Source organism: Streptomyces parvus (assembly GCF_014648875.1).
In the GTDB taxonomy this organism is placed as follows: Bacteria; Actinomycetota; Actinomycetes; order Streptomycetales; family Streptomycetaceae; genus Streptomyces; species Streptomyces parvus.
Window position 1 is genome coordinate 1 of the sequence record NZ_BMRY01000010.1, and the last position, 26,671, is coordinate 26,671.

The 26,671-nt window shown below is 71.2% G+C and carries 23 protein-coding genes and 2 pseudogenes; 12 read left to right on the forward strand and 13 right to left on the reverse strand.

Annotated features, from left to right (window positions below; all coding sequences use genetic code 11):
- Positions 1-241 precede the first annotated feature (241 nt).
- The 4 genes from IE140_RS26940 (at position 242) to IE140_RS26955 (ending at position 2,972) form a co-directional block, all read left to right on the forward strand.
- Positions 242-883 (forward strand): superoxide dismutase, encoded by a 642-nt coding sequence (locus IE140_RS26940; RefSeq protein WP_073216666.1) that lies wholly within the window; start codon positions 242-244, stop codon positions 881-883.
- A 167-nt stretch (positions 884-1,050) separates the two neighbouring features.
- The gene (locus tag IE140_RS26945; protein ID WP_032779161.1) at positions 1,051-1,395 is read left to right on the forward strand and encodes a metalloregulator ArsR/SmtB family transcription factor; all 345 of its coding nucleotides are present in this window, start codon (positions 1,051-1,053) and stop codon (positions 1,393-1,395) included.
- On the forward strand, positions 1,392-2,135 hold the full coding sequence (locus IE140_RS26950) for a DUF2071 domain-containing protein (protein WP_189460781.1): 744 nt from the start codon (positions 1,392-1,394) through the stop codon (positions 2,133-2,135). Before IE140_RS26945 ends, IE140_RS26950 begins: the two co-directional genes overlap by 4 nt.
- A 156-nt stretch (positions 2,136-2,291) precedes the next feature.
- Positions 2,292-2,972, forward strand: coding sequence for a CatB-related O-acetyltransferase (locus tag IE140_RS26955; RefSeq protein ID WP_150196848.1), 681 nt, complete (start codon positions 2,292-2,294; stop codon positions 2,970-2,972).
- A gap of 3 nt (positions 2,973-2,975) precedes the next feature.
- On the opposite strand, the gene IE140_RS26960 is transcribed toward IE140_RS26955, so the two are convergent.
- The 3 genes and pseudogenes from IE140_RS26960 to IE140_RS26970 all read right to left on the reverse strand — a co-directional run.
- Complete coding sequence (locus IE140_RS26960; RefSeq protein WP_150196847.1) at positions 2,976-3,422, reverse strand: DUF6624 domain-containing protein; 447 nt, start codon at positions 3,420-3,422, stop codon at positions 2,976-2,978.
- Positions 3,423-3,431: 9 nt separating this feature from the next.
- On the reverse strand, positions 3,432-3,812 hold the full coding sequence (locus IE140_RS26965) for a hypothetical protein (RefSeq protein ID WP_109178523.1): 381 nt from the start codon (positions 3,810-3,812) through the stop codon (positions 3,432-3,434).
- 18 nt (positions 3,813-3,830) lie between these two features.
- A pseudogene (locus IE140_RS26970) lies at positions 3,831-3,929 on the reverse strand (DUF397 domain-containing protein); the annotation flags it as partial.
- A 68-nt stretch (positions 3,930-3,997) separates the two neighbouring features.
- Between IE140_RS26970 and IE140_RS36215 the strand changes: the two are divergent.
- Positions 3,998-4,261, forward strand: a pseudogene (locus IE140_RS36215) (methyltransferase domain-containing protein); the annotation flags it as partial.
- Between the two features lie 610 nt (positions 4,262-4,871).
- Here the strand turns inward: IE140_RS36215 and IE140_RS26980 are convergent.
- A complete protein-coding gene (locus IE140_RS26980; protein ID WP_150196849.1) occupies positions 4,872-5,492 on the reverse strand; it encodes a helix-turn-helix domain-containing protein in 621 nt (206 codons plus the stop codon).
- A gap of 338 nt (positions 5,493-5,830) precedes the next feature.
- Here IE140_RS26980 and IE140_RS26985 point away from each other — a divergent pair, with 338 nt between their 5' ends.
- Positions 5,831-7,282: an NCS2 family permease gene (locus tag IE140_RS26985; protein WP_093438088.1), complete on the forward strand. Its 1,452-nt coding sequence runs from the start codon at positions 5,831-5,833 to the stop codon at positions 7,280-7,282.
- An 88-nt stretch (positions 7,283-7,370) separates the two neighbouring features.
- On the opposite strand, the gene IE140_RS26990 is transcribed toward IE140_RS26985, so the two are convergent.
- Entirely contained in the window at positions 7,371-7,718 is a 348-nt protein-coding gene (locus IE140_RS26990) for a VOC family protein (protein WP_032779172.1), read from the reverse strand.
- A gap of 124 nt (positions 7,719-7,842) precedes the next feature.
- Positions 7,843-8,493, reverse strand: a complete 651-nt coding sequence (locus IE140_RS26995; protein WP_093438166.1) for a mycothiol-dependent nitroreductase Rv2466c family protein — start codon at positions 8,491-8,493, stop codon at positions 7,843-7,845.
- Between the two features lie 177 nt (positions 8,494-8,670).
- On the opposite strand from IE140_RS26995, the gene pepN (IE140_RS27000) reads away from it, so the two are divergent.
- The 4 genes from pepN (IE140_RS27000) (at position 8,671) to IE140_RS27015 (ending at position 17,416) form a co-directional block, all read left to right on the forward strand.
- Positions 8,671-11,262 carry an aminopeptidase N gene (pepN, locus tag IE140_RS27000; protein ID WP_150196846.1) on the forward strand — a complete coding sequence of 864 codons (2,592 nt, stop codon included), beginning with the start codon at positions 8,671-8,673 and terminating at the stop codon, positions 11,260-11,262.
- A 214-nt stretch (positions 11,263-11,476) separates the two neighbouring features.
- A complete protein-coding gene (locus IE140_RS27005; protein ID WP_150196845.1) occupies positions 11,477-12,544 on the forward strand; it encodes a hypothetical protein in 1,068 nt (355 codons plus the stop codon).
- Positions 12,545-12,822: 278 nt separating this feature from the next.
- Positions 12,823-16,131, forward strand: a complete 3,309-nt coding sequence (locus IE140_RS27010) for a S8 family serine peptidase (protein ID WP_189460784.1) — start codon at positions 12,823-12,825, stop codon at positions 16,129-16,131.
- 256 nt (positions 16,132-16,387) lie between these two features.
- A complete protein-coding gene (locus IE140_RS27015) occupies positions 16,388-17,416 on the forward strand; it encodes an aspartate-semialdehyde dehydrogenase (RefSeq protein ID WP_032762131.1) in 1,029 nt (342 codons plus the stop codon).
- An 81-nt stretch (positions 17,417-17,497) separates the two neighbouring features.
- Here IE140_RS27015 and IE140_RS27020 read toward each other — a convergent pair whose 3' ends face one another.
- Entirely contained in the window at positions 17,498-17,845 is a 348-nt protein-coding gene (locus tag IE140_RS27020) for a type II toxin-antitoxin system PemK/MazF family toxin (RefSeq protein ID WP_093438178.1), read from the reverse strand.
- The gene (locus IE140_RS27025) at positions 17,838-18,062 is read right to left on the reverse strand and encodes a ribbon-helix-helix domain-containing protein (protein ID WP_093438185.1); all 225 of its coding nucleotides are present in this window, start codon (positions 18,060-18,062) and stop codon (positions 17,838-17,840) included. The genes IE140_RS27020 and IE140_RS27025 overlap by 8 nt, the downstream gene beginning before the upstream one ends.
- 103 nt (positions 18,063-18,165) lie before the next feature.
- Here IE140_RS27025 and pepN (IE140_RS27030) point away from each other — a divergent pair, with 103 nt between their 5' ends.
- Together pepN (IE140_RS27030) and IE140_RS27035 are read left to right on the forward strand one after the other, a co-directional pair.
- Positions 18,166-20,742, forward strand: coding sequence for an aminopeptidase N (pepN, locus tag IE140_RS27030; RefSeq protein ID WP_150196843.1), 2,577 nt, complete (start codon positions 18,166-18,168; stop codon positions 20,740-20,742).
- A gap of 159 nt (positions 20,743-20,901) precedes the next feature.
- Positions 20,902-21,462 (forward strand): hypothetical protein, encoded by a 561-nt coding sequence (locus IE140_RS27035; protein ID WP_150196842.1) that lies wholly within the window; start codon positions 20,902-20,904, stop codon positions 21,460-21,462.
- A gap of 111 nt (positions 21,463-21,573) precedes the next feature.
- On the opposite strand, the gene alc is transcribed toward IE140_RS27035, so the two are convergent.
- The 5 genes from alc to IE140_RS27060 form a co-directional block, all read right to left on the reverse strand.
- The gene (gene alc / locus IE140_RS27040) at positions 21,574-22,728 is read right to left on the reverse strand and encodes an allantoicase (protein ID WP_032762146.1); all 1,155 of its coding nucleotides are present in this window, start codon (positions 22,726-22,728) and stop codon (positions 21,574-21,576) included.
- Between the two features lie 65 nt (positions 22,729-22,793).
- The gene (locus IE140_RS27045) at positions 22,794-23,702 is read right to left on the reverse strand and encodes a LysR family transcriptional regulator (RefSeq protein WP_150193379.1); all 909 of its coding nucleotides are present in this window, start codon (positions 23,700-23,702) and stop codon (positions 22,794-22,796) included.
- Between the two features lie 139 nt (positions 23,703-23,841).
- Positions 23,842-24,072, reverse strand: coding sequence for a hypothetical protein (locus IE140_RS27050; protein WP_006124466.1), 231 nt, complete (start codon positions 24,070-24,072; stop codon positions 23,842-23,844).
- A 20-nt stretch (positions 24,073-24,092) separates the two neighbouring features.
- Positions 24,093-26,357 carry a 4-alpha-glucanotransferase gene (gene malQ / locus IE140_RS27055; RefSeq protein WP_150193380.1) on the reverse strand — a complete coding sequence of 755 codons (2,265 nt, stop codon included), beginning with the start codon at positions 26,355-26,357 and terminating at the stop codon, positions 24,093-24,095.
- Complete coding sequence (locus IE140_RS27060; RefSeq protein ID WP_100564114.1) at positions 26,358-26,669, reverse strand: hypothetical protein; 312 nt, start codon at positions 26,667-26,669, stop codon at positions 26,358-26,360.
- Positions 26,670-26,671 lie beyond the last annotated feature (2 nt).

Sequence of the window (26,671 nt, forward strand, 5' to 3'; positions counted from 1 at the left end):
TGGTGCGTGCGATCGCAAGGCGCCGGAATGGTCTTGTAGCGGAGCTACCAGGGCATTTCGGTAACGCAGCGAGCGTGCGTGCCAGGCGTCGCGCGGCAGACGGCAGTTTGACGACAGGACCTAGGCCGAAGGGCTGATCACTTCGCGGACCGTCCTCCTGTTAGCCTGCCCGTAGATTGCTCCTGCATATAGGTTGCAATAACAACTGGACGGCATTCCCAGCAGTCGGAGGGTTCGAACCATGGCCACGTACACGCTCCCGGAACTCCCGTACGACTACGCGGCGCTCGAACCGGTCATCAACCCGCAGATCATCGAGCTGCACCACGACAAGCACCACGCCGCGTACGTCAAGGGTGCGAACGACACTCTGGAGCAGCTGGAAGAGGCCCGCGACAAGGAGGCCTGGGGAGCGATCAACGGCCTCCAGAAGAACCTCGCGTTCCACCTCTCCGGCCACATCCTGCACTCGATCTACTGGCACAACATGACCGGCGACGGCGGCGGCGAGCCCCTCGCGGCGGACGGCGTGGGCGACCTCGCCGACGCGATCACCGAGTCCTTCGGCTCCTACGCGGGCTTCAAGTCCCAGCTGACGAAGGCCGCGGCCACCACCCAGGGTTCGGGCTGGGGCGTGCTCGCGTACGAGCCCGTCAGCGGCAAGCTGATCGTCGAGCAGGTCTACGACCACCAGGGCAACGTCGGCCAGGGATCGGTCCCGATCCTGGTCTTCGACGCCTGGGAGCACGCCTTCTACCTGCAGTACAAGAACCAGAAGGTGGACTTCATCGAGGCGATGTGGCAGGTCGTCAACTGGCAGGACGTGGCCAAGCGTTACGCCGCCGCCAAGGAGCGCGCGGACGTGCTGCTGCTCGCTCCCTGAGCGACGCCGACCCTGTCGGCACGCCGGAATCGTCCTGCCTCGTGATCGTCTTCTCAACCTTCACTTCGGCAGGCGGATGAACGGAGAGCCCCCGCGAGGACGTGACTCGCGGGGGCCTTCCCATGCCGACTCCTTAGCCGTTTAGCTCATGTGCTAAACATGCACACATGGAATCACGCGCCCTTCCGGCAGACGAAGAGGCGAGCGCCTTCCGCGCGCTCGCCGACCCCACCCGCCGCCAGATCCTGGAGGACCTGCGGGGCGGCGAGCTGGCCGCCGGGGAGATCGCGAGCCGGTTCTCGATCAGCGCCCCGTCCATCTCGCGCCACCTGGGCGTACTCAAGGGGGCCGGGCTCGTCACGGAGCGCCGGGACGCCAACCGCATCCTCTACTCGCTCGCCGAGGAGCGGCTCGCCCTGTGCGTGGGCCGCTTCCTCAGCACGGTCTGCCCCGAGCAGATCGTGCTCCGCAACACCAAGTGGCGCTCCGCGCCGGAAGGCGACGCCTCATGATCGGATCCCGGCTGTCCAGCGTCATCGAGCGCCGCCTCCTGGTGAACTACCGGGTCGACCCGTACGTCGCGGCCGCTCTGCTGCCCTCGCCGCTGCGGCCCCAACTCGTGCGCGGCCAGACGGTGGCCGGAATCTGCCTGCTCCGGATCGGCGGCGTCCGCCCCGCCTGGGCCCCGGCCGCGACCGGGCTGACCAGCGAGAACGCGGCGCACCGGATCTCGGTCGAGTGGGACGGCCCGGACGGCGTCGAGCGGGGCGTCTACATCCCGCGCCGCGACACCGCCTCCCGCCTCAACTCCTTCGCGGGCGGCCGGATCTACCCGGGCGAGCACGGCCGCGCGGACTTCACGGTGCGGGAGGACCCCGACGCCGTACGCGTGGCCTTCGCGACCCGGGACGGCGCGGTGGAGGTGGACGCCACGGTGGAGCCGGCCGGGGAACTGCACGGCAGCGGCCTGTTCACGGACCTGGCGGAGGCGTCGGAGTTCTTCCGCCGGGGCAGCCGGGGCCTCTCCCCGCGCACCGGGAGCGACCACCTGGACGTCCTCGAACTCTCCACGGACACCTGGAAGGTGACGGCGGGCCGCCCGCGCCACGTACGCTCCTCGTTCTTCGAGGACCCGGACCGCTTCCCGCCGGGCAGCGCGGTGCTGGACAGCGCGCTGGTGATGCGGGGCGTGGCGGCGGACTGGTCGCAGGGGGAGCCGTTCCGGGTGGGGTGCGGGGCGGGGGCCGCGTAGAGGGGTTACGGGAGGGCGCCGGGGCGGTGCGGTTACGGAGGCGGGGCGGTGCGGCGCGGTTACGGAGGCGCGGCGGGGGCGGGCAGTGCGACCGAGGGAGGTGGCCGGGGCAATAATGGTCAGCGGATCGGCGGGCCCGGATGCCACGATGACGCCATGAGTTCTGCCCCCACGCCCGTCCCGGCGGACCCCACCATCCTGCACCCGATGCCCGGCCAGCCGCGCGTGGTGCAACTGAAGCCGCTGGTCACCTCGGAGCTGATCGAGGTCGGTGACTACTCGTACTACGACGACCCCGAGCACGCCACGGAGTTCGAGACCCGGAACGTGCTGTACCACTACGGCCCGGAGCGCCTGGTGATCGGCAAGTTCTGCGCGCTGGCGACGGGGGTGCGGTTCATCATGAACGGCTCCAACCACCGCATGGACGGCCCGTCCACGTTCCCCTTCCCCACGCTCGGCGGCTCCTGGACCGACCACTTCGACCTGCTGACGGGCCTCCCCAACCGGGGTGACACGGTGGTCGGCAACGACGTCTGGATCGGCTACGAGGCGGTGATCATGCCGGGCGTGCGGATCGGCCACGGCGCGATCATCAGCGCCCGGTCCGTGGTGGTCTCGGACGTCCCGGACTACGGCATCGTCGGCGGCAACCCGGCCCGTCTGATCCGCACCCGCTACGAGGAGGCGGACATCGCGCGCCTGCTGGCGGTGGCCTGGTGGGACTGGCCGGCGGAGCACCTGACACGCCACATCCGTACGGTGATGTCGGGCACGGTGGCGGAGCTGGAGGCGGCGGCGCCGGGGGGTGTGCAGGGCGGGCCTTCGGGACGGTAACGCCTACGAGAACCGGGCGACGTACTCGTCGAAGGGCTCGATGCCGACTGCCGCCCGGAGTTCATCCACGCGCTCGGGCTCCTCGCAGGGCCACGGAACCGGTGCCCCGTCCTTCACACCGGCGATCTGCGTGCCGTAGACCTGTTGACGCCCCTCGTTGACCAGCGTGCGGTCACGCAGAAAGGCCAGTTCGCGTGGGCCGGCCGCGCCCGCCGACACCGCCTGCTGCATCAGCCGAAGGGCGCGACGCTGAATGTCGAGCTGCCGGTCCGCGTGCTGAGCGATGAACCATGCCGCACGCGCGGCCTCTTCGCCGACCAGTTCCGCCGTCGGCCAGCCGTGCTCCGCCATGATCTCGCCGAGCCGGTCACCGTGCCGAGCGGTCAGCCGTCGCCAGGCCAACTGCTCGGCGGGGTCATCACTGTTCGGGCTCAGCCGCCCTTGACTCAACGAGCACGATCACACACGTCGACGACGCCACACCACCGCAGTACCGGCCATGGCCACGGTGGTGGTCGCGGCAGCCCAGAAGGCGAGCTTGGCGTCCGGCCCGTTGACCGTCCGCAGCTCTCCGCCCGCGTGGCGGCAGAACGAGTCAGGCGGGAAATACTGCGAGACAGGTGTGGTGCGCGTGCTGAAGCAGGGCGACGTGTCGGGAAACAGGAATGGCTGCGCGCGCTGCGAAAGTGACCATCCGACGAACACAGTCAGCCAACCGGCCAGCAGGAACGCGAGCAGCATCCAGCGGGGGAAGCCCGCCCGTCGCCCCAGCAGCCACACCAGGGCGGTCGGCGTGACGAACACGGCCAACACAGCGAGCAGCAGGAGGATGTCGTTCATGTCCTGGTGACCGTACCCTCAGTCGCCGAAGGTGCCGGCCTTCACACCGTCGATGAACGCGGCCCAGTGGCCGGGGCCGTAGAACTGGAGCCCGGCGGCAGGGTCCTTGCTGTCACGGACCGCCCGGCCGCCGTCGGCGGTGTGGGCGACCTCGACGCACTCGGTCCCCTGCCCTCCAACTGCGCATGTGGCAACAGCTCGAAGTCGAGCCGGGACAGGAGGTGTTGGAGGTCGGCACCGGGACCGGTTACTCGACCGCCCTCGGTGCGCACCGCCTCGGCGACGACCGGGTGACCAGCGTCGAGTACGACCCGGTGGTCGGGCGGGCCGCCGCCTCCGCCCTCAAGGCGGCCGGGTACGCGCCGCGCCTGGTCGTCGGGGACGGTCTGCGGGGAGACCCGCACGCGAGCGCGGGCACGTACGACCGGCTGATCGCCACCTGCTCGGTCCGGTACGTCCCCATGGCCTGGCTGCACCAGGTGAAACCGGGCGGGAAGATCCTGGTCACCCTCTCCGGCTGGAGCTACGCCTCCGGGCTGGCGCTCCTCACCGTGACCGGCCCGGGGTCGGCGACAGGACGGTTCCTGCCCGGATACACCAGCTTCATGATCGCGCGGCCGCGCGACCGGCCGCCCCGGCCTCCCCTGGCCCTGCTCCCCGGTGAGGAGCGGACGAGCCTCGTCGACCCGGCGGTGATCGGGACGTGGACCGGCAGTTGGGTGGCCCAGCTTGCCGCTCCTGCGGCGGAGCGCATGGGAGCGGGCGCGGAGCAGATCCTCTGGGACGTCTCCACGGGTTCCCAGGCGCGGACGCTGCCGGGCCCGACGGCGCGTGGACGGTCGTACAGCGTGGTCCCGTACGCCTGTGGGACCGGGTCGAGGCGGCGGTCCGGCTCTGGCAGGCGGCCGGCGAGCCGCATCAGGAGGGCTTCGGCATCACGGTCTCGGCTGCCCGGCAGCGGGTGTGGATCGGCACCGAGGACGGTCCGGGGTGGGACCTTCCGGTGTGAGGCCGGGGCCCCACGCCCCCGCAGACACCCGCAGCCCGCCGGTGCAGCGGCTAGGAAGGCCCCGGCACCCGGCTCCAGAAGTGGTCGACGATGTTCTCGACGTACCGGCGGCCGTCCTCACCGGACGCCGTCGTCCCGCCCGCCCGGCTCAGGGTGGCCGTCATCAGGGCCTGGTAGTCCTGCTGCATGGCCTGCAACGGGGCCTTCAGATCGCGGCGGTCCATGGAGACCAGCTTGGCGATGGCGCGGATGTGGGCCTGCCAGCGGGTGGAGACCGCCTCGGTGAGGAGGCGGGCCAGCTCCTCCTCCAGTCTGGTGATCGCGATGAAGTCGCGCGGGGGCAGCCGGAGGACCTCGCCGAGCTTGACGGACTGCCGTTTGTCGCCGGTCCACTGACCGGCCTCCTCCATGGACAGATACGCGTCGAGGGTCAGGCCCGTGGCGCGTGCGACGTCCTCGGCGGAGACGCCACGCGCGATGCGGTGTTCCAGCAAGGTGCCGGGGTGGCCCATCAGTTCACTGGGCTGACACCACAGCGCGCCTGCCAGGGCCGTCAGTTCACCCGCGTCCGGGACGTGGGTGCCGCGTTCCCAGGCCATCACGTGCTCGGGGGTGATGTGCGTCGTGCCGAAGGACGCGCGCATGCCGTACGCGACATGACCGGGGGCCATCCCGAGCTTCTCGCGCAAGGCGCGCGCTGCCCGCGCGTTGAAGGGGAGTGGTGGGTGCACGCACGGAGAGTAGGGGAGTTGTCACCGGCACTTCCATACCCTCTGTCGGCTGCCTGCCGGTTTGGCGGCAAAGGTCACCACCGATTCCGTAGGAAAGCACAGGAGCGAAAGGGTGCCAACGAGACGCTCTACGCGGGTAGTTGCGCTCCCGTCAGCGCCGCGTATGATCCGCTCGCAAGGTGCCGTATGTGCGTTCGCACAGTGCCTGCCACGCGCTTCGGGCAGCCGCCGGCGCCCACCCGTCCCCTCATTCATCCGCATGTCCAGGAGACTCCGTCATGCACGCCAGCCCGACCAGCCCACCGCCGCCCGACGCGAAGCCCGCCGCATCAGGGGGCGCCGTCGACCGGTTCTTCCGCATCAGCGAACGCGGCTCGTCCTACATACGGGAGATACGTGGTGGATTCGCCACGTTCTTCACGATGGCATACATCCTCGTGCTCAACCCGATCATCCTCGGCGGGGCCGAGGACAAGTTCGGCGAGACGCTGGACAGTGTGCAGCTGGTGACCGCCACCGCTCTGGTCGCCGCGGTGATGACGCTGATCATGGGTGTGGGAGGCAATCTGCCACTGGCGCTGGCGGCGGGTCTGGGCATCAACGCCGTCGTGGCCTTCCAGATCGCGCCCCTGATGAGCTGGGAAGACGCGATGGGGCTCATCGTGCTTGAGGGCTTGCTGATCTGCGTTCTGGTGGTGACCGGGCTGCGCGAGGCGATCATGCACGCCATCCCGCAACCCCTGAAGCAGGCGATCAGCGTCGGTATCGGTCTGTTCATCGCCTTCATCGGCTTCGTGGACGCCGGGTTCGTCACCCGTATCCCCGACGCCGCGAACTCCACGGTGCCCGTCCAGCTCGGCACCGGCACGCTCACCGGCTGGCCGATGCTCGTCTTCTGCCTCGGCGTGCTCCTGACGATCGTCCTGGTCGCCCGGAAGGTGAAGGGCGCGATCCTCATCAGCATCGTCCTGATGACCGCCGTCGCCATCGTCATCAACGAGATCGCCGACATCAAGGGGTGGGGCCTGACGTCGCCCTCGATCCCCGGAAACCCCGTCGCCGCGCCCGACTTCGGGCTGCTGTTCCAGTTCGACCTGTTCGGGTCGTTCGGTCAGGTCAGCGTGCTGACGGTCGTCCTGCTCATCTTCACCCTGATCCTGTCCGACTTCTTCGACACGATGGGCACCGTCGTGGGCGTCACCGCGGAGGCCGGTCTCCTCGACGAGCGGGGCCAGGTGCCCGGCCTCGGCCGCGTCCTGCTCATCGACGGTGCTGCCGCCGTCGCCGGTGGCGCCACATCCTCGTCGTCGGCCACCACCTACATCGAGTCGGCCGCGGGTGTCGGCGAAGGGGCCCGCACCGGCTTCGCCAACCTGGTCACCGGCGGGCTGTTCGCGCTCGCCCTCTTCCTGACGCCCGTGCTGACCATCGTGCCGATGCAGGCGGCGGCGCCCGCCCTCGTCGTGGTCGGATTCCTGATGATGACCCAGGTCAAGCACATCGACTGGGACCGCTACGACGTCGCCATCCCGGCCTTCCTCACCATCGTCGTCATGCCGTTCACCTACTCGATCACCAACGGCATCGGCGCCGGCTTCGTCGCCTACGTGGTCATCAAGGCGTGCCTGGGCAAGGCGCGCGAGGTCCACTGGCTGCTGTGGGGCACCGCGGCGCTCTTCCTGGTGTACTTCCTCATCGATCCGCTGGAGCAGGTGCTCGGCATGAAGTGATGAAGTGATGAAGTAGCGGGAGACCGGGGCGGGTCGGTGGATCCCCGGGGCCGGTCGCCCCCGGGGATCCCGGGACTCCGGGGGCCGGTCAGTGGCTGCCCGCGTCCGCCAGGCAGAACTCGTTGCCCTCCGGGTCCTTGAGGACCGTCCAGGTCATCCCCTGCATCGACTGCTCGCCGACGACGGTCGCGCCCAGCTTCTCCAGGCGCTCCACGTCGGCCGAGCGGTCGGGCGAGGCGAAGTCGATGTGCACCCGGTTCTTGCCGGGCTTGGGCTCGGGCACCCGCTGGAAGCCGAGGACCAGCGGGGTGGCCGCGAGGACGACGAACGCGTCGTAGTCCTGGGTGTCCTCGACGCCGAGCGCCTCGGCCCACCAGGCGGCCAGCGTCTGGGGGTCGGCGCAGTCGATCGTGATCATCTCCGGTGAGATTCGCATGCTCCTCACCGTACGGCGCACCACTGACAACGCCTCGCGGGTACCCGCGAGGGGGCGCCGCCCCCACACGGATACCCGCGCTCGCGGATTTCCGGCCCGCGTCGGTCGAGGACCGGGTGCTGCGTCAGTCGAAGACCGGCCCCTGCGTCCGGGTCCGCTTGATCTCGTAGAAGCCGGGGATGGACGCGACCAGCAGCGTGCCGTCCCAGAGCTTCGCGGCCTCCTCGCCCTTGGGGGCGGGGGTGACGACCGGGCCGAAGAAGGCGACCTGCTCGCCGTCCGCGCCGGGGACCGCGATGACCGGGGTGCCGACCTCCTGGCCGACCTTGTCGATGCCCTCCTTGTGGGAGGCGCGCAGCTCGGTGTCGTACGTGTCCTTGTCGGCGTACTCCGCGAGGCCGGCGGGCAGGCCGACGTCCTTCAGCGCGGCGGCCACGGCCTCGGGGGTGGGGCCTTCGCCGTTGTTGTGGAAGCGGGTGCCGAGCGCGGTGTAGAGGGGGCCGACCACGTCGTCGCCGTGGAGCTGCTGGGCGGCGATGACGACCCGGACCGGGCCCCACGCCTGGTTCGCCAGCATGTCCCGGTACTCCTCGGGCAGCTCGTCCAGCTTGTCCTCGTTCAGGACGGCCAGGCTCATCACGTGCCAGCGGACCTCGACGTCTCGGACCTTCTCCACCTCCAGCATCCAGCGCGAGGTCATCCACGCCCAGGGGCAGAGCGGGTCGAACCAGAAGTCGACCGGGGTCTTGCCGTTCGCCGGGGTGTTCTCGGACATGTCTCTCCTCTGAAGGGCGCGTTCCACAGCAGGGCGTGACACACGAAGGGCGTGTTCGCCTTCGAAGGAGAACGTCTCCCGGGGGCGACCCATTCCCTGCCTGCCGCCGCGCGAGGACGCATGCAAGGATCAATGGGTTCGAACACGACACAAGACGCGCGTCACGAAGGAGTGCCCGTGCCCGGTGAAAACCTGTCCCGCGACGAGGCCCAGAAGAGGGCCGAGCTGCTGACCGTCGACGGATACGAGGTCGCTCTCGACCTGCGGTCCGCCGTCGGCGGGCCCGAGGGGGACGACGGGGACGGCGGTCCGCTGACGTTCCGGTCGCTCACCACGATCCGGTTCCGCTCCGCCCGGGCCGGTGCCTCGACCTTCGCCGACCTGGTCGCGCCGAGCGTGGACGCCGTGACGCTGAACGGGAACGCCCTGGACCCGGCCGTCGTGTTCGACGGGACGCGGGTGGCCCTGGACGGGCTCCTGGAGGGCGAGAACGTCCTCGTGGTCGACGCCCGCTGCGCGTACAGCCGGACCGGCGAGGGCATGCACCGCTTCGTCGACCCGGAGGACGGCGAGGTCTACCTCTACACGCAGTACGAGCCGGCCGACGCCCGCCGCGTCTTCGCCAATTTCGAACAGCCCGACCTGAAGGCTCCCTACCGCTTCCAGGTCACCGCCCCCGCCGGCTGGCGGGTCTGGTCCAACGGGGCCGAGGAGTCGCGGGAGGGCGGGGTGTGGACCTTCGCCGAGACCAAGCCGATCTCCACGTACATCACCGCCGTCGTCGCCGGCCCGTACCACTACGTGAGCGACCACTACAGCCGTACGTTCGCCGACGGCACCACGCTGGACATCCCGCTCGGCGCGATGTGCCGCAAGGGGCTCGCCAAGCACTTCGACGCGGACGACGTCTTCCTCGTCACCAAGCAGGGCCTGGACTTCTTCCACGACAACTTCGACTTCCCCTACCCCTTCGGCAAGTACGACCAGGCGTTCGTGCCGGAGTACAACCTCGGGGCCATGGAGAACCCGGGCATGGTCACCTTCCGCGAGGAGTACATCTACCGCGGCAAGGTCACCTCGGCTGCCTACGAGCGGCGGGCCAACGTCATCCTCCACGAGATGGCGCACATGTGGTTCGGCGACCTGGTCACCATGGAGTGGTGGGACGACCTGTGGCTGAAGGAGTCCTTCGCGGACTTCATGGGCTCCTTCTCGATGGTCGAGGCGACCCGCTTCACCAACGGCTGGATCACCTTCGCCAACAACCGCAAGGCCTGGGCCTACCGCGCCGACCAGCTGCCCTCCACGCACCCCATCACGGCCGACATCCGTGACCTGGAGGACGCCAAGCTGAACTTCGACGGGATCACGTACGCCAAGGGCGCCTCCGTGCTGAAGCAGCTCGTGGCGTATGTGGGGCGGGACGCGTTCCTGGAGGGCGCGCGGCGCTACTTCAAGAGCCACGCCTACGGCAACACCCGGCTCGGGGACCTGCTGTCGGTGCTGGCCGAGACCTCGGGCCGGGACATGACCGCCTGGTCGCGCTCCTGGCTCCAGACGGCGGGCGTCAACACGCTCACCCCGGTGCCCGTGTACGACGCGGCGGGCGTCCTCACCGAGCTGGCCGTCGTCCAGGAGGCCGCCGCCTCGTACCCCGAGCTGCGCCCGCACCGCGTCGCGGTCGGCCTGTACCGGCTTACGCCCGAGGGCGAGCTGGCCCGGTACGCGCGCGCCGAGGTGGACGTGGCCGGCGAGCGGACCGTGGTGGAGGCGCTGGCCGGCTCCGAGCGGCCCGATCTGATCCTGGTCAACGACGACGACCTCACCTACTGCAAGGTCCGCTTCGACGAGGGCTCCCTGGCCACGCTCCGCGACCACCTGGGCGAGATCACCGACCCGCTGGCCCGTGCGCTGTGCTGGTCCGCCCTGTGGGGCCTGACCCGGGACGCCGTCCTCCCGGCCCGCGACTTCGTCGCGCTGGTGCTGGCACACGCCGGGCGCGAGAGCGACATCGGCGTGGTCCAGATGCTGCACGCCTGGGCGCAGTCCGCGCTGGTCAACTACGCGGCCCCCGACTGGCGCGAGGAGGGCGGCCGGGCGCTGGCCGGGGGCGCGCTGCGCGAGCTGCGGGCCGCCGGGCCGGGCAGCCAGCACCAGCTGGCCTGGGCCCGCTTCTTCGCCGCGGTCGCCTCGTCCGAGGAGGACTTCCGGCTGCTGGGCGGGCTGCTGGACGGCACGGCCCGGATCGACGGTCTCGACGTCGAGCAGGAGCTGCGCTGGGCCTTCCTCTCCCCGCTCGCCTCGCACGGGGTGGCGAACGAGGCGGCCATCGACGCCGAGCTGGCCCGCGACGACACGGCGTCCGGCAAGCGTCACCATGTACGGTGCCTGGCCTCGCGGCCGTCGGAGGCGGTGAAGGCGCAGGCGTGGGCGGCGGTCGTGGAGTCGGACAAGCTGTCCAACGCGCTGGTCGAGGCGACCATCGCGGGCTTCGAGCAGTCCTCGCAGCGGGAGCTGCTGGCCCCGTACGCCAAGCGCTACTTCGAGGTGATCGAGCGGATCTGGGCGGAGCGGTCCATCCAGATCGGCATGCATGTGGTGCGGGGGATGTTCCCCGGTCTCCAGGACAGCCCCGCGACCCTCGCGGCGACCGACGCCTGGCTCGGCGAGCACGAGGACGCGGCCCCGGCACTGCGGCGGCTGGTGCTGGAGGCCCGGGACGATCTCGCGCGGGCGCTGCGCGGGCAGGAGTGCGACCGGTCCGCGTAGGCGGGAGGGCGTGAGCGAGGGGCGCTCGGGTGAGGCGTGCGTGCGGCGTGAAAGCGGCGCTCGTACACCCGCCCGGGGCGCCCCTCCCCGATTCCCGGCGCGACGGCCCTTTTCGGTTGTCGAACGTCCGTACTTTAGGACGGCGTTGTCCGGGAATGTCGACGGGCGTGTAACAGGGGTTAGGGCCCCCTACGCGGGCGGGAAACCCCGGGACATGACCCAGAACACCCCGCTCTCCGCCCGTCTCCCGCGCCTCCCCCTTCACCCCGACGATGTGACGCAGCGTGTCCTGTCCGCCGCCCAGTTGAGGGCGCGGGGCGTGTCCGCCGCGCAGACGTCGGCCCAGTGCCTGCCGGGCGGCCCCTGGCAGCACCTGCTGCCGGGGGTCTATCTGCTGCACCCGGGCCCGCCCACCGGCCAGGAGCGGCTGCACGGGGCTCTGCTGTACGCGGGGCGCCCGCCGGTCTCCGCGCGGCGCACCGCGGCGGGCGCGCCGGACGCGGGGTACGGGGAGGCGATGGTCACCGGGGTCGCCGCGCTCGCGCTGCACGGCTTCGCCTCGGTCGCGGAGCTGGGCACACTGCACCGGATCGACGTGCTGGTCCCCCGTACCCGGCGGCTGCGGTCCACCCGGTTCGTGGAGGTGCTGCGGACCGCCTCGATGCCGGACCCGGTGGGGGTGGGCGAGGTGCCCGTCGCCCCGGTGGAGCGGGCGCTCGCGGACGCCGTGGCGGCCACCGTCGACGCGGCGGACGTCCGGCGGCTGCTGACCGAGGCGGTACGCGACGGGCACTGCGAACCGGCCGCCGTGGTACGCGAGTTGAGCGAGGCGAAGCTGCTGGGGCGGACCGCCGTGGTGAACGCGGTGGACGCCCTGCTGGCCGAGGGGCGGGCGGTGGCGGAGGCGCGGCTGTACGCGATGGTGCGCGAGTACGGGCTGCCGGAGCCGGTGTGGAACGTGGAGCTGCGGCTGCCGGGCGGGCCGGATCTCGGCGGGGTCGACGCCTACTGGCCCGATCACGCGGTGGCGGTGGAGCTGGACTCCCGGGCGCCCCGGCACGGCGCGCCCGGGCGGCGGGGCGGCCGGGCACAGGAGGACCCGCAGTGGTCCGCGTACGCCGCGAAGCGGGAGCATCTGGAGCGGCTCGGGATCACGGTCGTCCACCTCACGCCGAGGAAGCTGCGCGAGGCTCTCGACCAGCAGGCGACGGTGGTGCGGACGGCGCTGATGGCGGCGGCGGACCGGGAGCCGGCCGCGTATGTGATGGTGCTGCCGCGCTGAGCGGGCGCGGGGGTGCCGCCGTGTCGAGCGCGGGATCCGGAGCGAGGCCCTCCACACAGGGACGGCCGTCCGGCGCTGGTACGGACCACCTGTCTCAAACTCGCCCCTCCGGAGGTCACTTTCACCTCATTCATCCCTGGTGGCGCATTGCCCCCAGTGGCGGATCTCTGCCATGTCGCCAACTCGTCTCCGTCAACTCTCCACAAACCTCTGTCATTTACGACAGGGTGAGCGGTCATCCGGTACCGAATTCCGGACTCTCTCTTTCACCAACAGGGATGCTGATGACCAAGGAATCCCCCAGTTCCATACCGGGCGCGAGACGAGCGGCCCGCATAGCGGCCGCGGCGGGCCTCGTGGCCGCTCTCACCGCCACCGGTGCCGCTCCGGTGTTCGCCGTCGGCGACCCGGCTCCGGCCCCCGTCAAACCGGCCGCCACGAGCGACCGGGGCGACAAGCTCGGCAAGGCCGACGCCGACGTCCTGGCGAAGGCCGAGGCCAAGGGCGAGAAGAGCGTCACCATGATGGTCGCCACCACCCCCGGGGCGACCGAGCAGGTCAGCAAGCAGCTGGACGCCGTCGAGGGCTCCGTGCTCGGCCAGACCTACGACAAGCTCGGCTACGTCCGGGCGACGGTTCCGACGAAGAGCGCCGAGTCCACCATCAAGGCGGCCTCCAAGCTCTCCTCCGTGCTCGGCATCGATCTCAAGCAGGAGATCAAGCTGGACGACCCGACGCCCAAGGGCGACCGGGCCGCCGGTGCCAAGCAGACGAAGGCGACGGGCAGTTACGCGGCGCCGAACAAGAAGACCCCGGCGAAGAACCCGTACAACCCGTCGTTCGAGACGGGCGCGGTCGACTTCGTCAAGAAGAACCCGAAGGCCGACGGCCGCGGGATCACCATCGGTGTCCTGGACTCCGGCGTCGACCTCGGTCACCCGGCCCTGAAGAAGACCACCACCGGCGAGCGCAAGATCGTCGACTGGGTGACCGCCACCGACCCGGTGAGCGACGGGGACGGCACCTGGCTGCGGATGTCCGAGTCCGTCAGCGGCCCGACGTTCACGGCCGGCGGCAAGACGTACGCGGCCCCGGCGGGCAGCTACAAGTTCGCCACGTTCGCCGAGTCGGCCACCACCGGCGGCGACATGGCGGGCGACCTCAACCGCGACGGTGACACCACCGACGTCTGGGGCGTGCTGTACGACCCGGTCACCGGCACCACGCGGGTCGACCTGAACAGCAACGCGGACTTCTCCGACGACAAGGTCCTCAAGCCGTACAAGGAGAAGTTCCAGGTCTCCTACTTCGGTGAGGACGACCCGCGGACCCCGGTCGTCGAGCGCATCCCGTTCGTCGTCGAGACCCGCAAGGGTGTCACCTACAACGCGGCCGGCGCCAAGGCCGACTTCGTCAACATCGGTGTCATCGAGGGCTCGCACGGCACGCACGTCGCGGGTATCACCGCGGCCAACGGGCTGTTCGGCGGCGAGATGAACGGTGCCGCTCCCGGCGCCAAGATCGTCTCCTCGCGCGCCTGCACCTGGTCCGGCGGCTGCACCAACATCGCACTGACCGAGGGCATGATCGACCTCGTCGTCAACCGCGGCGTCGACATCGTCAACATGTCGATCGGCGGCCTGCCGCCGCTGAACGACGGCAACAACGCGCGTGCCGAGCTGTACAAGCGCCTCGTCGACATCTACGGCGTGCAGCTGGTCATCTCGGCCGGCAACAGCGGCCCGGGTCTCAACACCATCGGCGACCCGTCGCTCGCCGACCACGTGATCTCGGTCGGCGCGTCGATCTCCAAGGAGACGTGGGCGGCCAACTACGGCTCCAACGTCACCAAGAAGTACGACATGCTGCCCTTCTCCTCGCGCGGTCCGCGTGAGGACGGCGGCTTCACGCCGATCATCTCGGCGCCGGGCGCGTCCATCAACACCACCCAGACCTGGGCGCCGGGCGGTCCGGTCAAGGAGGCGGGTTACGACCTGCCGGCCGGCTACTCCATGCTCCAGGGCACCTCGATGGCCTCCCCGCAGGCAGCGGGCGCTGCCGCGCTGCTGCTGTCGAAAGCGAAGCAGCAGGGCATCGAGCTTCCCCCGGCCGATCTGCGTGTGGCGCTGACCAGCACCGCGGGCCACATCAAGGACGTGCCCGCGCACGTCCAGGGCTCCGGTCTGATCAACATCGTCAAGGCCTGGAAGCAGATCGCCAAGCAGGGCAAGCCCGCGCACGAGTTCTCGGTGAAGGCCCCGGTCGACACCGCGATCGACTTCGCGCTGAAGGACCCGGGCTTCGGCACCGGCCTCTACGACCGCGAGGGCGGCCTGAAGGTCGGCGAGTCCAAGGTCTACGACGTCGTCGTCACCCGCACCACGGGCCCGGACCGCGACGTCCAGCACAAGCTGACGTGGAAGAACAACGACGGCACCTTCGAGCTCAGCAGCCCCCGGTACGTCTCGCTGCCGCTCGACACGCCGGTCAAGCTGAAGGTCAAGGCCAAGGCCAAGACCGCCGGGGTGCACAGCGCCATCCTCCGGGTCGACGACAAGAAGACCTCCGGCGTCGACCACCAGATCATGACCACGGTCGTGGTCGCCCACGACCTGAAGCAGCCCGGCTACGCCTACAAGACGTCCGGCTCGGTGCAGCGCAACGGCACCACGTCGTACTTCGTGAACGTGCCGGAGGGCGCGAAGACCCTTGAGGTCGCCCTCAGCGCGCTGCGCTCGGGCAGCCAGACCCGGTTCATCGCCCTGCACCCGTACGGGACGCCGGTCGACCCGACCTCCACGATCAACTGCTACCCGAACTACGAGAACCCGGCCAACACCTGCCGCCCGGACGTGCGCTCCTACAAGGACCCGCAGCCCGGCGTGTGGGAGATCGAGGTCGAGTCGCGTCGTACGTCGCCGCTGCTGGACAACCCGTACAAGCTGGACGTCTCGCTGCTCGGCGCGGCCTTCGACCCGGCGGTGCGCACCATCGCCGAGGCGAAGGTCGGCGCTCCGGCCGCGGTCGACTGGACGGTCACCAACACCGCCGCCGCCCTCCAGGGCAAGCTCCAGGGCGGTTCGCTGGGCTCGGCCAAGGTGGACAAGCCGTCGATCTCCACGGGGCAGACCCGTGAGACCACGGTGACCATCGGGGCGGGCGTCGAGAAGCTCGACTTCGCCATCGGCGGTACGTCGGACGCCAACGCCGACCTCGACCTGTACGTCTTCCGGGGCGCCACGCAGGTCGGCAGCGGCACCACCGCCGGTTCCGAGGAGGCGGTCAGCCTGGTGAAGCCCGCCGCCGGCACGTACACCGTCGTCGTCGAGGGCTACTCGGTCCCGTCCGGGTCGACCACGTACGACTACCGCGACGTGTACTACGCGGCGTCGCTCGGCACGATCAAGGTCGACTCCTCCAAGGCGGTGAACCTGGCCAACGGCGCTTCCGCCAAGGTCGGCGCCGAGGTCGTGGTCGCCGGGGCGGCTCCCGAGGGCCGTCAGTTCTTCGGTGAGGTCCAGCTGGTCAACGCCCGCGGCACCGCCGCGGGCACCGGCAGCGTCGTGATCGAGAAGGTCACGCCGTAACGGATCCCCTGCGGTACGACGGCGGGGCGGGCGCTCTCACGAGCACCCGCCCCGCTGTGCGTGTTCCTCGTCACAGGCCGTCCGCGGCGCCGCAGATGTTTCCCCACGCAGGCACGGACGTTGCAGATTCTGCGGCCCTCGCGGGAAGAGTCCGCAGGTCGGACAATGGATTGGACAAGGCGGGCCGGGACATACGCATCATGGTGCGGCATACGGACCGCACAGACGCACAGGTGTACAGAACAGAGGAGTCCTCGTGAAGGTCGGAATCGTCGGCGCCACCGGTCAGGTCGGCACAGTCATGCTCAGGATCCTGGCCGAGCGCACCTTCCCGGTCGACGAGCTGCGGCTGTTCGCCTCCGCCCGGTCCGCGGGCTCCACGATCGACTTCCAGGGCTCCCCGGTCACCGTCGAGGACGCCTCCACGGCCGACTACACGGGCCTGGACATCGTGCTGTTCTCCGCCGGCGGCGCGACCTCGAAGGCGCTGGCCGAGAAGGTCGCCTCCCAGGGCGCCGTGGTGATCGACAACTCCTCCGCCTGGCGCAAGGACCCCGAGGTCCCCCTCGTCGTCTCCGAGGTCAACCCGCACGCGGCGAAGGTCCGCCCCAAGGGGATCATCGCCAACCCGAACTGCACGACGATGGCCGCGATGCCGGTGCTGCGCCCGCTGCACGACGAGGCCGGTCTCGAAGCGCTGACCGTCGCCACCTACCAGGCCGTCTCCGGTTCCGGGCTCGCCGGCGTCTCCGAGCTGCACGGCCAGGCCTCCAAGGTCGTCGCCGACGCCGAGAAGCTGGTCCACGACGGCGAGGCCGTGGACTTCCCCGAGCCCGGCGTCTACAAGCGCCCGATCGCCTTCAACGTGCTGCCGCTGGCCGGCTCGATCGTGGACGACGGCTCGTTCGAGACGGACGAGGAGCAGAAGCTCCGCAACGAGTCCCGCAAGATCCTGGAGATCCCGGAGCTGAAGGTCTCCGGCACCTGCGTCCGGGTCCCGGTCTTCTCCGGCCACTCGCTCCAGATCAACGCCCGCTTCGCCCGCCCGATCGGCGTCGAGCGCGCCCACGAGCTGCTGAAGGACGCCGAAGGCGTCGAGCTGTCCGAGATCCCGACCCCGCTCCAGGCGGCCGGCAAGGACGCCTCCTACGTCGGCCGCATCCGGGTCGACGAGACCGTGGACAACGGCCTCGCGCTGTTCGTCTCCAACGACAACCTCCGCAAGGGCGCGGCGCTGAACGCCGTGCAGATCGCGGAGCTGGTGGCGGCCGAGCTGAAGGGCTGACGCGCGGCACGCACTCCCGTACCCGTACGGAAAGGGGCGGCCACCGGTGTGCACCGGTGCCCGCCCCTTTGTGTGTACGGGTCAGAGGGCGAGGTGGCGGCGCAGAGCCTTGTCGATCTCCGCCATGCGCTGACGGGGCACCTCACCGAGGCGCTTCAGAATCCGGTCGGGAGAGACCGCCCGGATCTGTTCGCACTGAACCTTGGAGTTCTGCGGAAGGCGGCTCTCCTCCGCGGTGAGAAGCACCTGGAAGCTGAGGATCCGCGAAGTGTTCGAGGTCAGGGGCACCACGGCGACGACGCCCCTACCGGACACCTCGGCCGACCGGTTGGCGGCGTTGTTGGAGACGATCACCGCCGGACGCACCTTGTTGGCTTCGCTCCCCCGCGCGGGCTCCAGGTCCACGAGGTGGATGTCGCCCCTACGCATCCGTGAGCCCGTCGGCCACCGTGCGGTCCCACAGAGCGGCGTCCTCACTCGCGTCCCACTCCTGGAACGCCTCGGTGTACTCCGCCTCCAGGCCCGCGGTGCGCAGCGACTCGATAGCGGCGTGTATGACAGCGGACCGGGAACCCGCGTCGGTCTTCGCCGCGTACTCGTCGACGAAGGCGACATCCTCCTGAGGCAGGCTCACACTGATCTTCATACCAGCGATGCTACCAACGGTAGGAAGAAGGCGCTACCCATCGTCCAGCAGGGCCGGACATGGAAGGATGATCCGAAACGTCACCATCAAAGGAGATGACCGCGTGCCTGGCACGAATCTGACCCGCGAAGAGGCACAGGAGCGGGCGCGCCTGCTGACCGTGGACGCGTACGAGATCGATCTCGACCTCTCCGGAGCGCAGGAGGGCGGCACCTACCGGTCCGTGACCACCGTGCGCTTCGACTCCGCGGAGGCCGGTGCGGAGACCTTCATCGACCTGGTCGCCCCGGCCGTCCACGAGGCGGTGCTCAACGGTGAGGCGCTGGACGTCGCCGCCGTGTTCCGTGATTCCCGGATCGCCCTGGCCGGGCTGCGCGAGGGCGCCAACGAGCTGAAGGTCGTCGCCGACTGCTCGTACACCAACACCGGTGAGGGCCTGCACCGGTTCGTCGACCCGGTCGACGAACAGGCCTACCTGTACACGCAGTTCGAGGTGCCCGACGCCCGCCGCGTCTTCGCCTCGTTCGAGCAGCCGGACCTGAAGGCGACCTTCCGGTTCACCGTGAAGGCCCCCTCCGGCTGGACGGTCATCTCGAACTCGCCGACGCCGGAGCCGAAGGACGACGTCTGGGCGTTCGAGCCGACGCCGCGCATCTCCACGTACATCACGGCCCTCATCGTCGGCCCGTACCACTCGGTGCACAGCACGTACGAGAAGGACGGCCAGACCGTCCCGCTCGGCATCTACTGCCGCCCCTCGCTGGCGGAGTACCTGGACGCGGACGACATCTTCGCCGTGACCCGGCAGGGCTTCGAGTGGTTCCAGGAGAAGTTCGACTACGCGTACCCGTTCGCCAAGTACGACCAGCTCTTCGTCCCGGAGTTCAACGCGGGCGCGATGGAGAACGCGGGCGCGGTCACCATCCGCGACCAGTACGTCTTCCGCTCCAAGGTGACGGACGCGGCGTACGAGGTCCGCGCCGAGACGATCCTGCACGAGCTGGCCCACATGTGGTTCGGCGACCTCGTGACCATGGAGTGGTGGAACGACCTCTGGCTGAACGAGTCGTTCGCCACCTACACCTCGATCGCCTGCCAGGCGGACGCGGCGGGCTCGAAGTGGCCGCACTCCTGGACGACGTTCGCCAACTCCATGAAGACCTGGGCGTACCGGCAGGACCAGCTGCCGTCCACGCACCCGATCATGGCGGACATCAGCGACCTGGAAGACGTCCTCGTCAACTTCGACGGGATCACGTACGCCAAGGGCGCCTCGGTGCTCAAGCAGCTTGTGGCGTACGTCGGCAAGGACGCGTTCTTCCAGGGCGTGCAGGCGTACTTCAAGGCGCACGCCTTCGGCAACACCCGCCTCTCCGACCTGCTGGGCGCGCTGGAGAAGACCTCCGGACGGGACCTGAAGACCTGGTCGAAGGCGTGGCTGGAGACGGCCGGGATCAACATCCTGCGCCCGGAGATCGAGACCGACGAGAACGGCGTCGTCACCTCCTTCACCGTGCTCCAGGAGGCCCCGGCGCTGCCCGCCGGCGCCAAGGGCGAGCCGACGCTGCGCCCGCACCGGATCGCCATCGGCGCCTACGACCTCGACGCGGACGGCAAGCTCGTGCGCACCGACCGGATCGAGCTGGACGTCGACGGCGAGCGCACGGAGGTGCCCGCCCTGGTGGGCAAGGCCCGTCCGGCGGTCGTCCTGCTCAACGACGACGACCTGTCGTACGCGAAGGTCCGCCTGGACGCCGAGTCGCTGCGGGTCGTCACCGAGCACCTGGGCGACTTCGCCGAGTCGCTGCCGCGCGCCCTGAGCTGGGCCTCGGCCTGGGACATGACCCGCGACGGCGAGCTGGCGACCCGCGACTACCTCTCGCTGGTGCTCTCCGGCATCGGCAAGGAGTCGGACATCGGCGTCGTCCAGTCGCTGCACCGCCAGGTGAAGCTGGCGCTCGACCTGTACGCGGCCCCGGAGACCCGTGAGGGCGCGCTCAACCAGTGGACCGACGCGACGCTGGCGCACCTGCGCGCCTCGGAGCCGGGCAGCGACCACCAGCTGGCGTGGGCGCGCGCCTTCGCGGCCACGGCCCGCAACCCGCAGCAGCTGGACCTGCTCCAGTCGCTGCTGGACGGCACCGAGTCGATCGAGGGCCTGGCCGTCGACACCGAGCTGCGGTGGGCGTTCGTGCAGCGGCTGGCGGCGGCCGGGCTGCTGGACGAGGAGGAGATCGCCGCCGAGTACGAGCGGGACAAGACCGCCGCGGGCGAGCGCCACGCGGCGTCCGCGCGGGCGGCCCAGCCGTCCGAGGAGGCCAAGGCCCAGGCGTGGGCGGCGGTCGTCGAGTCCGGCGAGCTGCCCAACTCGCTCCAGGAGGCGGTCATCTCCGGCTTCGTCCAGCCGGACCAGCGTGAGCTGCTGGCCCCGTACACGGAGAAGTACTTCGCCTCGGTGAAGGAGGTCTCGGACTCGCGCAGCCACGAGATGGCCCAGCAGATCATCGTGGGCCTCTACCCGGCCCTCCAGGTCTCGCAGGAGACCCTGGACGCCACCGACGCCTGGCTGGCCTCGGCCGAGCCGAGCGCGGCCCTGCGCCGGCTGATGTCGGAGTCGCGGTCCGGTGTGGAGCGCGCCCTGAAGGCCCAGGCGGCGGACGCGGCGGCGGCCACGGCCTGACCCGCACCCCCGGAGGGGCGTCTTCCTCGCTGCGGCGGATTCGTCGCGGCGGAGGGGGCGCCCCTTCGGCGTACGTCCGCGCGCGGGTGGGTCTCCCGTGGCCTACGGTCCGAAGGGTCGTCGCATGATGCTTCGGCCGCAGGCCACGGGAGGGTTCGGATGCCCGGCTCCGCCGCCGTGCCGGTCGTGCTGGCCCTGTGCGCGGGGCTGCTGACGGGCCCGTCGCCCGCGCCCGCCGCTGCCGTGCCTGCCGTCGCCACGGCCCCCGCCGCCGACTGCCGGGCCGGTCCGGCGGGCTGCTACGACCTCTACACGTACGGCTACACCCTGGGGCTGCACCCCTTCACCGGGCCGGACGCCGTACGGCGGCAGCTGACCGACCACTTCTGGCTGTTCCCGGTCAGCGGTGGGTGTGCGGGGCGGATCCGGGCCGGGGCGCGGTGCGAGCTGCTGGGCGGCAACCCGGTCGAGGTCGAGTACATCGGGGACGACTTCTTCCAGATCAACACGCTGCCGGGCCATCAGCTGGGCCGGGGCATGCACATCCGCTTCGCGTTCTCGCGGACCCTCGGCTTCCACACGATGACGGTCCGGGCCTGGCAGGACCGGCCCACCGACTGCACGGGCGAGGCCTTCTGCAACGGGGTGAACCGGGCGTTCGCCTGGGTGACCTGGCGGGTGCTGGCCAAGACGCTGCGCTTCACGGCGTACGCGGCCTGAGCGGCCGACCCGCCGGGCCGCCGGGTCCGTTGGAAACCGCCCGGCGGGCGGGCGCTGATGCGCAACCGTCCGCCGGGCGGGAACCGGGGGCCGCCAGGAGGCCTTACGGGGTTACGCGCCCGACTCCTCGTAGCGGCGGGTCAGCTCGGCCGCGCCGGACTCCGTGAGGGTGCCGTGCAGCCGCATCCGGGCCACGCCGCCGTCGGGGAAGGCGTCGAGGCGGACGTGGGTGACGACGGCCTGGGCGCGCAGCACGAAGCGGTGCAGGGTGTCGGGCTGGAGGCGGGTGCGCGGGAGGATCTCGAACCACTCGCCGGTGTCGCCGTTGCGGCCCTGGAGGGCGATCCAGCCGGCGGAGTTGCCCTTGAGGTAGGCGGTGTCGATCTCGATCGCGCGGACCGCGCCCTGGGCGGGGAGGCGGAAGCGCACCCAGTCGTTGGTGTCGCGGACCCGGCGGCGGCGGTTCTCCCAGCCGTCGTCCATCTTGCGGGAGGTGCCCGGCAGGATGATCTGGGTGGGCGAGGAGTAGAAGCGGTCGGAGGCGTCCTCGTACGTACCGCCGTTGAGGACCGAGATCAGGTCGACCGTGCCGAGCGCGGCGAGCCAGGCCGGGTCCGGGACGACCTCGCCGTGCACGCGGAGGCGGGCGATGCCGCCGTCGGGGTGCTGGCAGAGGCGGATGTGGGTGTAGCGGCGGCCGCTCGTGATCTCGAAGGCGTTGGCCGCGTGGCCGCGTACGGGGGTGGGCGGGAGGATCTCCTCCCACTTCACGTCGTCGGCGAGCAGCTGCTCGGGGCCCGGGGCGCCCTCGACGGAGGTGGCCTGCACGGATACGCGCTGCGGGTAGTTGCCGCGGAAGTGGGCGGTGTCCACGACCAGGCCGCGGATGATGCCGGGCGCGCCGAGGCGGACGATCGCCCAGTCGTGGTCCTCGGGGGCGGGGAAGGGGTGGTCGGCGTCGGCGCCGCGGCGGCGGCGGGTCTCCCAGCCGTCCATGATCTTGCCCTTGTGCCCGAAGTGCTCGGGGTCGAAGACGGCGCGCTCGCGGATCAGGAGGTTCTCGCGCTCGGCGAAGAACTCGTCGTTGGCGGCGATCACTCCCGCTCCGAGGCGGCGGTCGGCGAGGTCGACCAGCTCGGTGAAGGCGAGGTCCCCGGCCTCGCGGTAGTCGGCGTACGGGTCGCCGCCGCCGTAGGGCGCGGCGTCATTGGCATGGGGGTCGGTGTCGGAGTTCTGGAATGTGGTCTCGCTCGCGTCGAAGGTCATGTCTCTTACCCTGACGCCACCGGACCCATCAGGTCCAGCGAAAGTTTTCGCAGATACCGTTCAGCTCAACTGAAAGATCGAGCGGTCTCGGTGAGTGCCGCGAGGACGCGGGCCACCGCCGGCCCGCTCTCCGCCCCGTGCCGGACCGCCGCCACCACATGGCGGCGCGGCCGGTCCGCCTCCAGCACCCGCATCACCACGTCCTCGCGGCGCTCCCGGGCGGCCATCCGGGGCACCAGCGCCACGCCCATGCCCGCCTCGACCAGGGCGAGGATCGCGGTCCAGCCGGCGGCGCTGTGGGCCTGCTCGGGGACGAAGCCGGCCGCCTCGCAAGCGGAGGTGGTGATCTCGGACCAGGGCCCGGAGCCGCCGAAGATCCAGCGGTCGGCCGCCAGGTCCGCGAGGCGCAGTCCGGGCGCGTCGGCGAGCGGGTGACCGGCGGGGAGCGCCACGTCGAGCGGGTCGGCGAGCAGCGGGAAGAGGCTGAAGCGGGGGTCTCGGGCGGTGGGCGCGTGGGCGGCCAGCGAGAGGGCCAGGTCCACCTCGCCCGCGGTGAGCAGCTCGTACGCCTGGGCGGCCTCGGCCTCCCGGACGCGTACGTCGGGCCCCGGGCGGTCCCCGTCGCGCAGCAGCCGGACGGCGGGGACGACGAGGGCGGGCACGGCGGTGGAGAACGCGGCGACCCTGACCTCTCCGGCCTCGCCGCGCAGATAGCCGGTCAGTTCGGCCTCGGCCCGCTCCAGCTGGGCGAAGACGGCCTCGGCGTGGCGCAGGACGAGGTGGGCGGCGTCGGTGAGGCGGACCCGGCGGCCCTGGGCCTCCAGGAGGTCCACGCCGAGCTGCTTGGCGAGATTGGTGAGCTGCTGGGAGACCGCGGAGGGGGTCATCAGGAGCGCCTCGGCGGTCGCTGTGACCGTGCCCCGGTCGCGCAGGGTGCGCAGGATGCGGAGCTTCTTGACGTCCCACTCGGTCATGGGCGCAACCTACCGGGCGGGCGCGGGCCACGGGATGTCCGTCCGGGGCCGCACGCACCGGTGCGCCGCGCGGTGGTTCTCACCGGCGGCGCACCCGTCGAGCGTGTTGTACGTATCGGACGTGTCGTACGTGTGCGGGTCAGACCTGCTTCTTGGACTTGTCCAGGACCATCACCAGGGCCGTGATCACCACGAACAGGGCGATGGGCGCGACCACGTAGAGACCGATGGTCTCGATCGCGCTCAGGCGCGGAGCCGGGTCGTCACCGTCGTCGGGCGTGAGCGCGAGCGCCGGGGCCGACATGAGCAGCATCATCAGCGTCGTCCCGGCCGCAACGACGCCGGCGCGCATAGCGTTCTTCTTGTCCACGGTGCCAACGTAGCGAACGCCTAGGGACGGCGCTCGCCCGGGGGTGCCGTATGAGGCTTTCGGGGCCTGAGGACCTCCATCAGCGCGTGCAGCCGGGGCGAGGCGGTGATCTCCTCCAGGGTGACCGGATGACCCTCGGGGTCGGCGATCGGGAGCCTCCAGTTGGGGTACTGGTCCCAGGTGCCGGGAAGATTCTGCGGGCGGCGGTCGCCCACGGTGTCGGGGAGCCAGACGCCGGTCATCCGGGCGGGGGTGCGCCGCAGGAAGCGGTGGACGGCCCGGACGGCGGCCTCCTCGTCGCCGTCGCCCTCGGGGAGCATCCGCAGCCGGGCCAGAAGGGCCAGCCACTCGGCGGTGTCGGTGGCGTCCTCGGTCAGCTCCTCCTCCAGGGAACGGGTGAGCAGCCCGAGACGGTGACGCAGCGTCACATGATCGCCGGTCAGCCGGGCGGCGGTGGACGGCAGATCGTGGGTGGTGGCGGTGGCCAGGCAGTCCCGGCGCCACTTCTCCGGGGCGAGCGGCCGGCCGTCGCCTTCCCAGTCGCGCTCGAACCAGAGCACCGAGGTGCCGAGCACCCCGCGCCGGGCGAGCGCCTCGCGGACCCCGGGGGCGACGGTGCCGAGGTCCTCACCGACGACGGCGGCCCCGGCCCGGTGGGCCTCCAGGACGAGGACGGCGAGCATGGCCTCGGCGTCGTACGCGACGTACGTGCCGTCGGTGGGCGGGCGGCCCTCGGGGACCCACCAGAGCCGGAAGAGTCCCATCACGTGGTCGATGCGCAGGGCTCCCGCGTGGGCCAGCAGTCCGCGCAGCAGGCCCCGGTAGGCGGCGTAACCGGTGGCGGCGAGGACGTCGGGGCGCCAGGGCGGCAGGCCCCAGTCCTGGCCGCGGGCGTTGAACGCGTCGGGCGGCGCGCCGACGGACATGCCGTGGGCGAAGGCCTCCTGCTGGGACCAGGTGTCGGCGCCGGCCGGATGCACGCCGACGGCGAGGTCGTGGACGATGCCGACACCCATCCCGGCGTCCTCGGCGGCCCGCTGGGCGGCGGCGAGCTGGCCGGCGGTCAGCCAGGCGAGGCGGCAGTGGAAGTCGACCCGGTCCAGCAGCTCGGAGCGGGCGCGGGAGGTGCCCGGGGAGCGGGGGTCGCGCAGGGCCTCGGGCCAGGTGTGCCAGTCGGGGCCGTGGACCTCGGCGAGGGCGCACCACAGGGCGTGGTCCTCCAGCGCCTGCCCCTGCTCGGCCAGGAAGTCGCAGTAGTCGGCGCGGCGGCCGGGGGTGAGGGGCACCTGGACGACCAGCTCCAGGGCCTGGCGCTTCAGCTCCCAGACGGCGTCCCGGTCGATCAGGGCGCCCTTGTTCAGCACGGCCTCGCTGAGCGCGGCGGCGTCCTGCCGGAGGTCGTCCAGGGTGGCCCGGTCGCGGACGTGGCCGTACTCGGGGATCGACTCGACGTGCAGGTGGACCGGGTCGGGGAAGCGGCGCGAGGAGGGGCGGTACGGGGAGGGGTCGGTGGGCTTCCCGGGAACGGCCGCGTGCAACGGGTTGACCTGCACGAACCCGGAGCCGACGCTGCGCCCGGCCCAGACGGCGAGGTCCGTCAGGTCCCCGAGGTCACCCATGCCCCAGGAGCGGGCGGAGAGCAGGGAGTAGAGCTGCACCAGGAAGCCGTGGGTGCGCTCGGGCGGCTGTGGCACGCGGGGCGGGGCGGCGACGAGGGTGGCGGTGGCCCGGCGGTTGTCCGGCGTACGGACGTGGATGCGGTGGACGCCGTGGGGCGGCGGAATCCACCAGGCGGGAGGCGCGGGGGCGGCGGCCTCGTCACCCCGAGGCGGAACGACTCCCTCGGCGGTCTCGGCGGTCTCACCCGGAGCCGCCCCCGGGGCGTCGGCGGCCGGGGAGCCAGGAGCCGGGGAGCCGGCGGGAGCGCCGGGGGCCGGGCCCGCCGCCCGGGCCCGCATGCTCAGCGGGGCGGGCGGGCGGCCCGCGGGGTGTCCCGAGGAATCGGACGGCTCCGGCTCGACCGTGACGGTCGAGCCGGGGGGCAGGCCGGCCAGAGCGGACGGCAGGGGCTCGCCGGCCCAGACCACCACGGTCGGCGGCAGCAGGCGCGAGCGGGACTCCGCGGCGGCGAGGCACTTCCGTACGTCCGCCGGAGTGCCGGCGTCGACGCCCAGCGCGGCGAGCACGGCGATGACCGTGTCGTCGGGGACGGACACCGTGACATCCGGCGACGGGGAGTAGGAGGTGGCGACACCGTGCAGTGCGGCGAGCCGGGACAAGCCCATTCAGACTCCTGGGTACTCCATGCCCCCCGCGGTGCCGGGTGCGGTCGGCTCGCTGGTCAGTGGGGCGACGGCGGCGAGCGGCGGCTCGCTCGTGAGAGGTGTGGCATCGGCGAGCGGCGGCTCGCTGGTCAGCGGCGCGGAATCGGCGAACGAGGATTCGCCGAGGAGCAGGGAGACATCGGCGAGCGGCGGCCCGCTGATCAGGTGGGCGACGTCGGACAGGGGAAGTTCGCTGGTCAGCGGCCCGGACGTGGACTGGGTGGGTACCTGTTTGGAGAGGGCGGAGAGCAGAAGCTGCGCAGCTGCGGGCATGG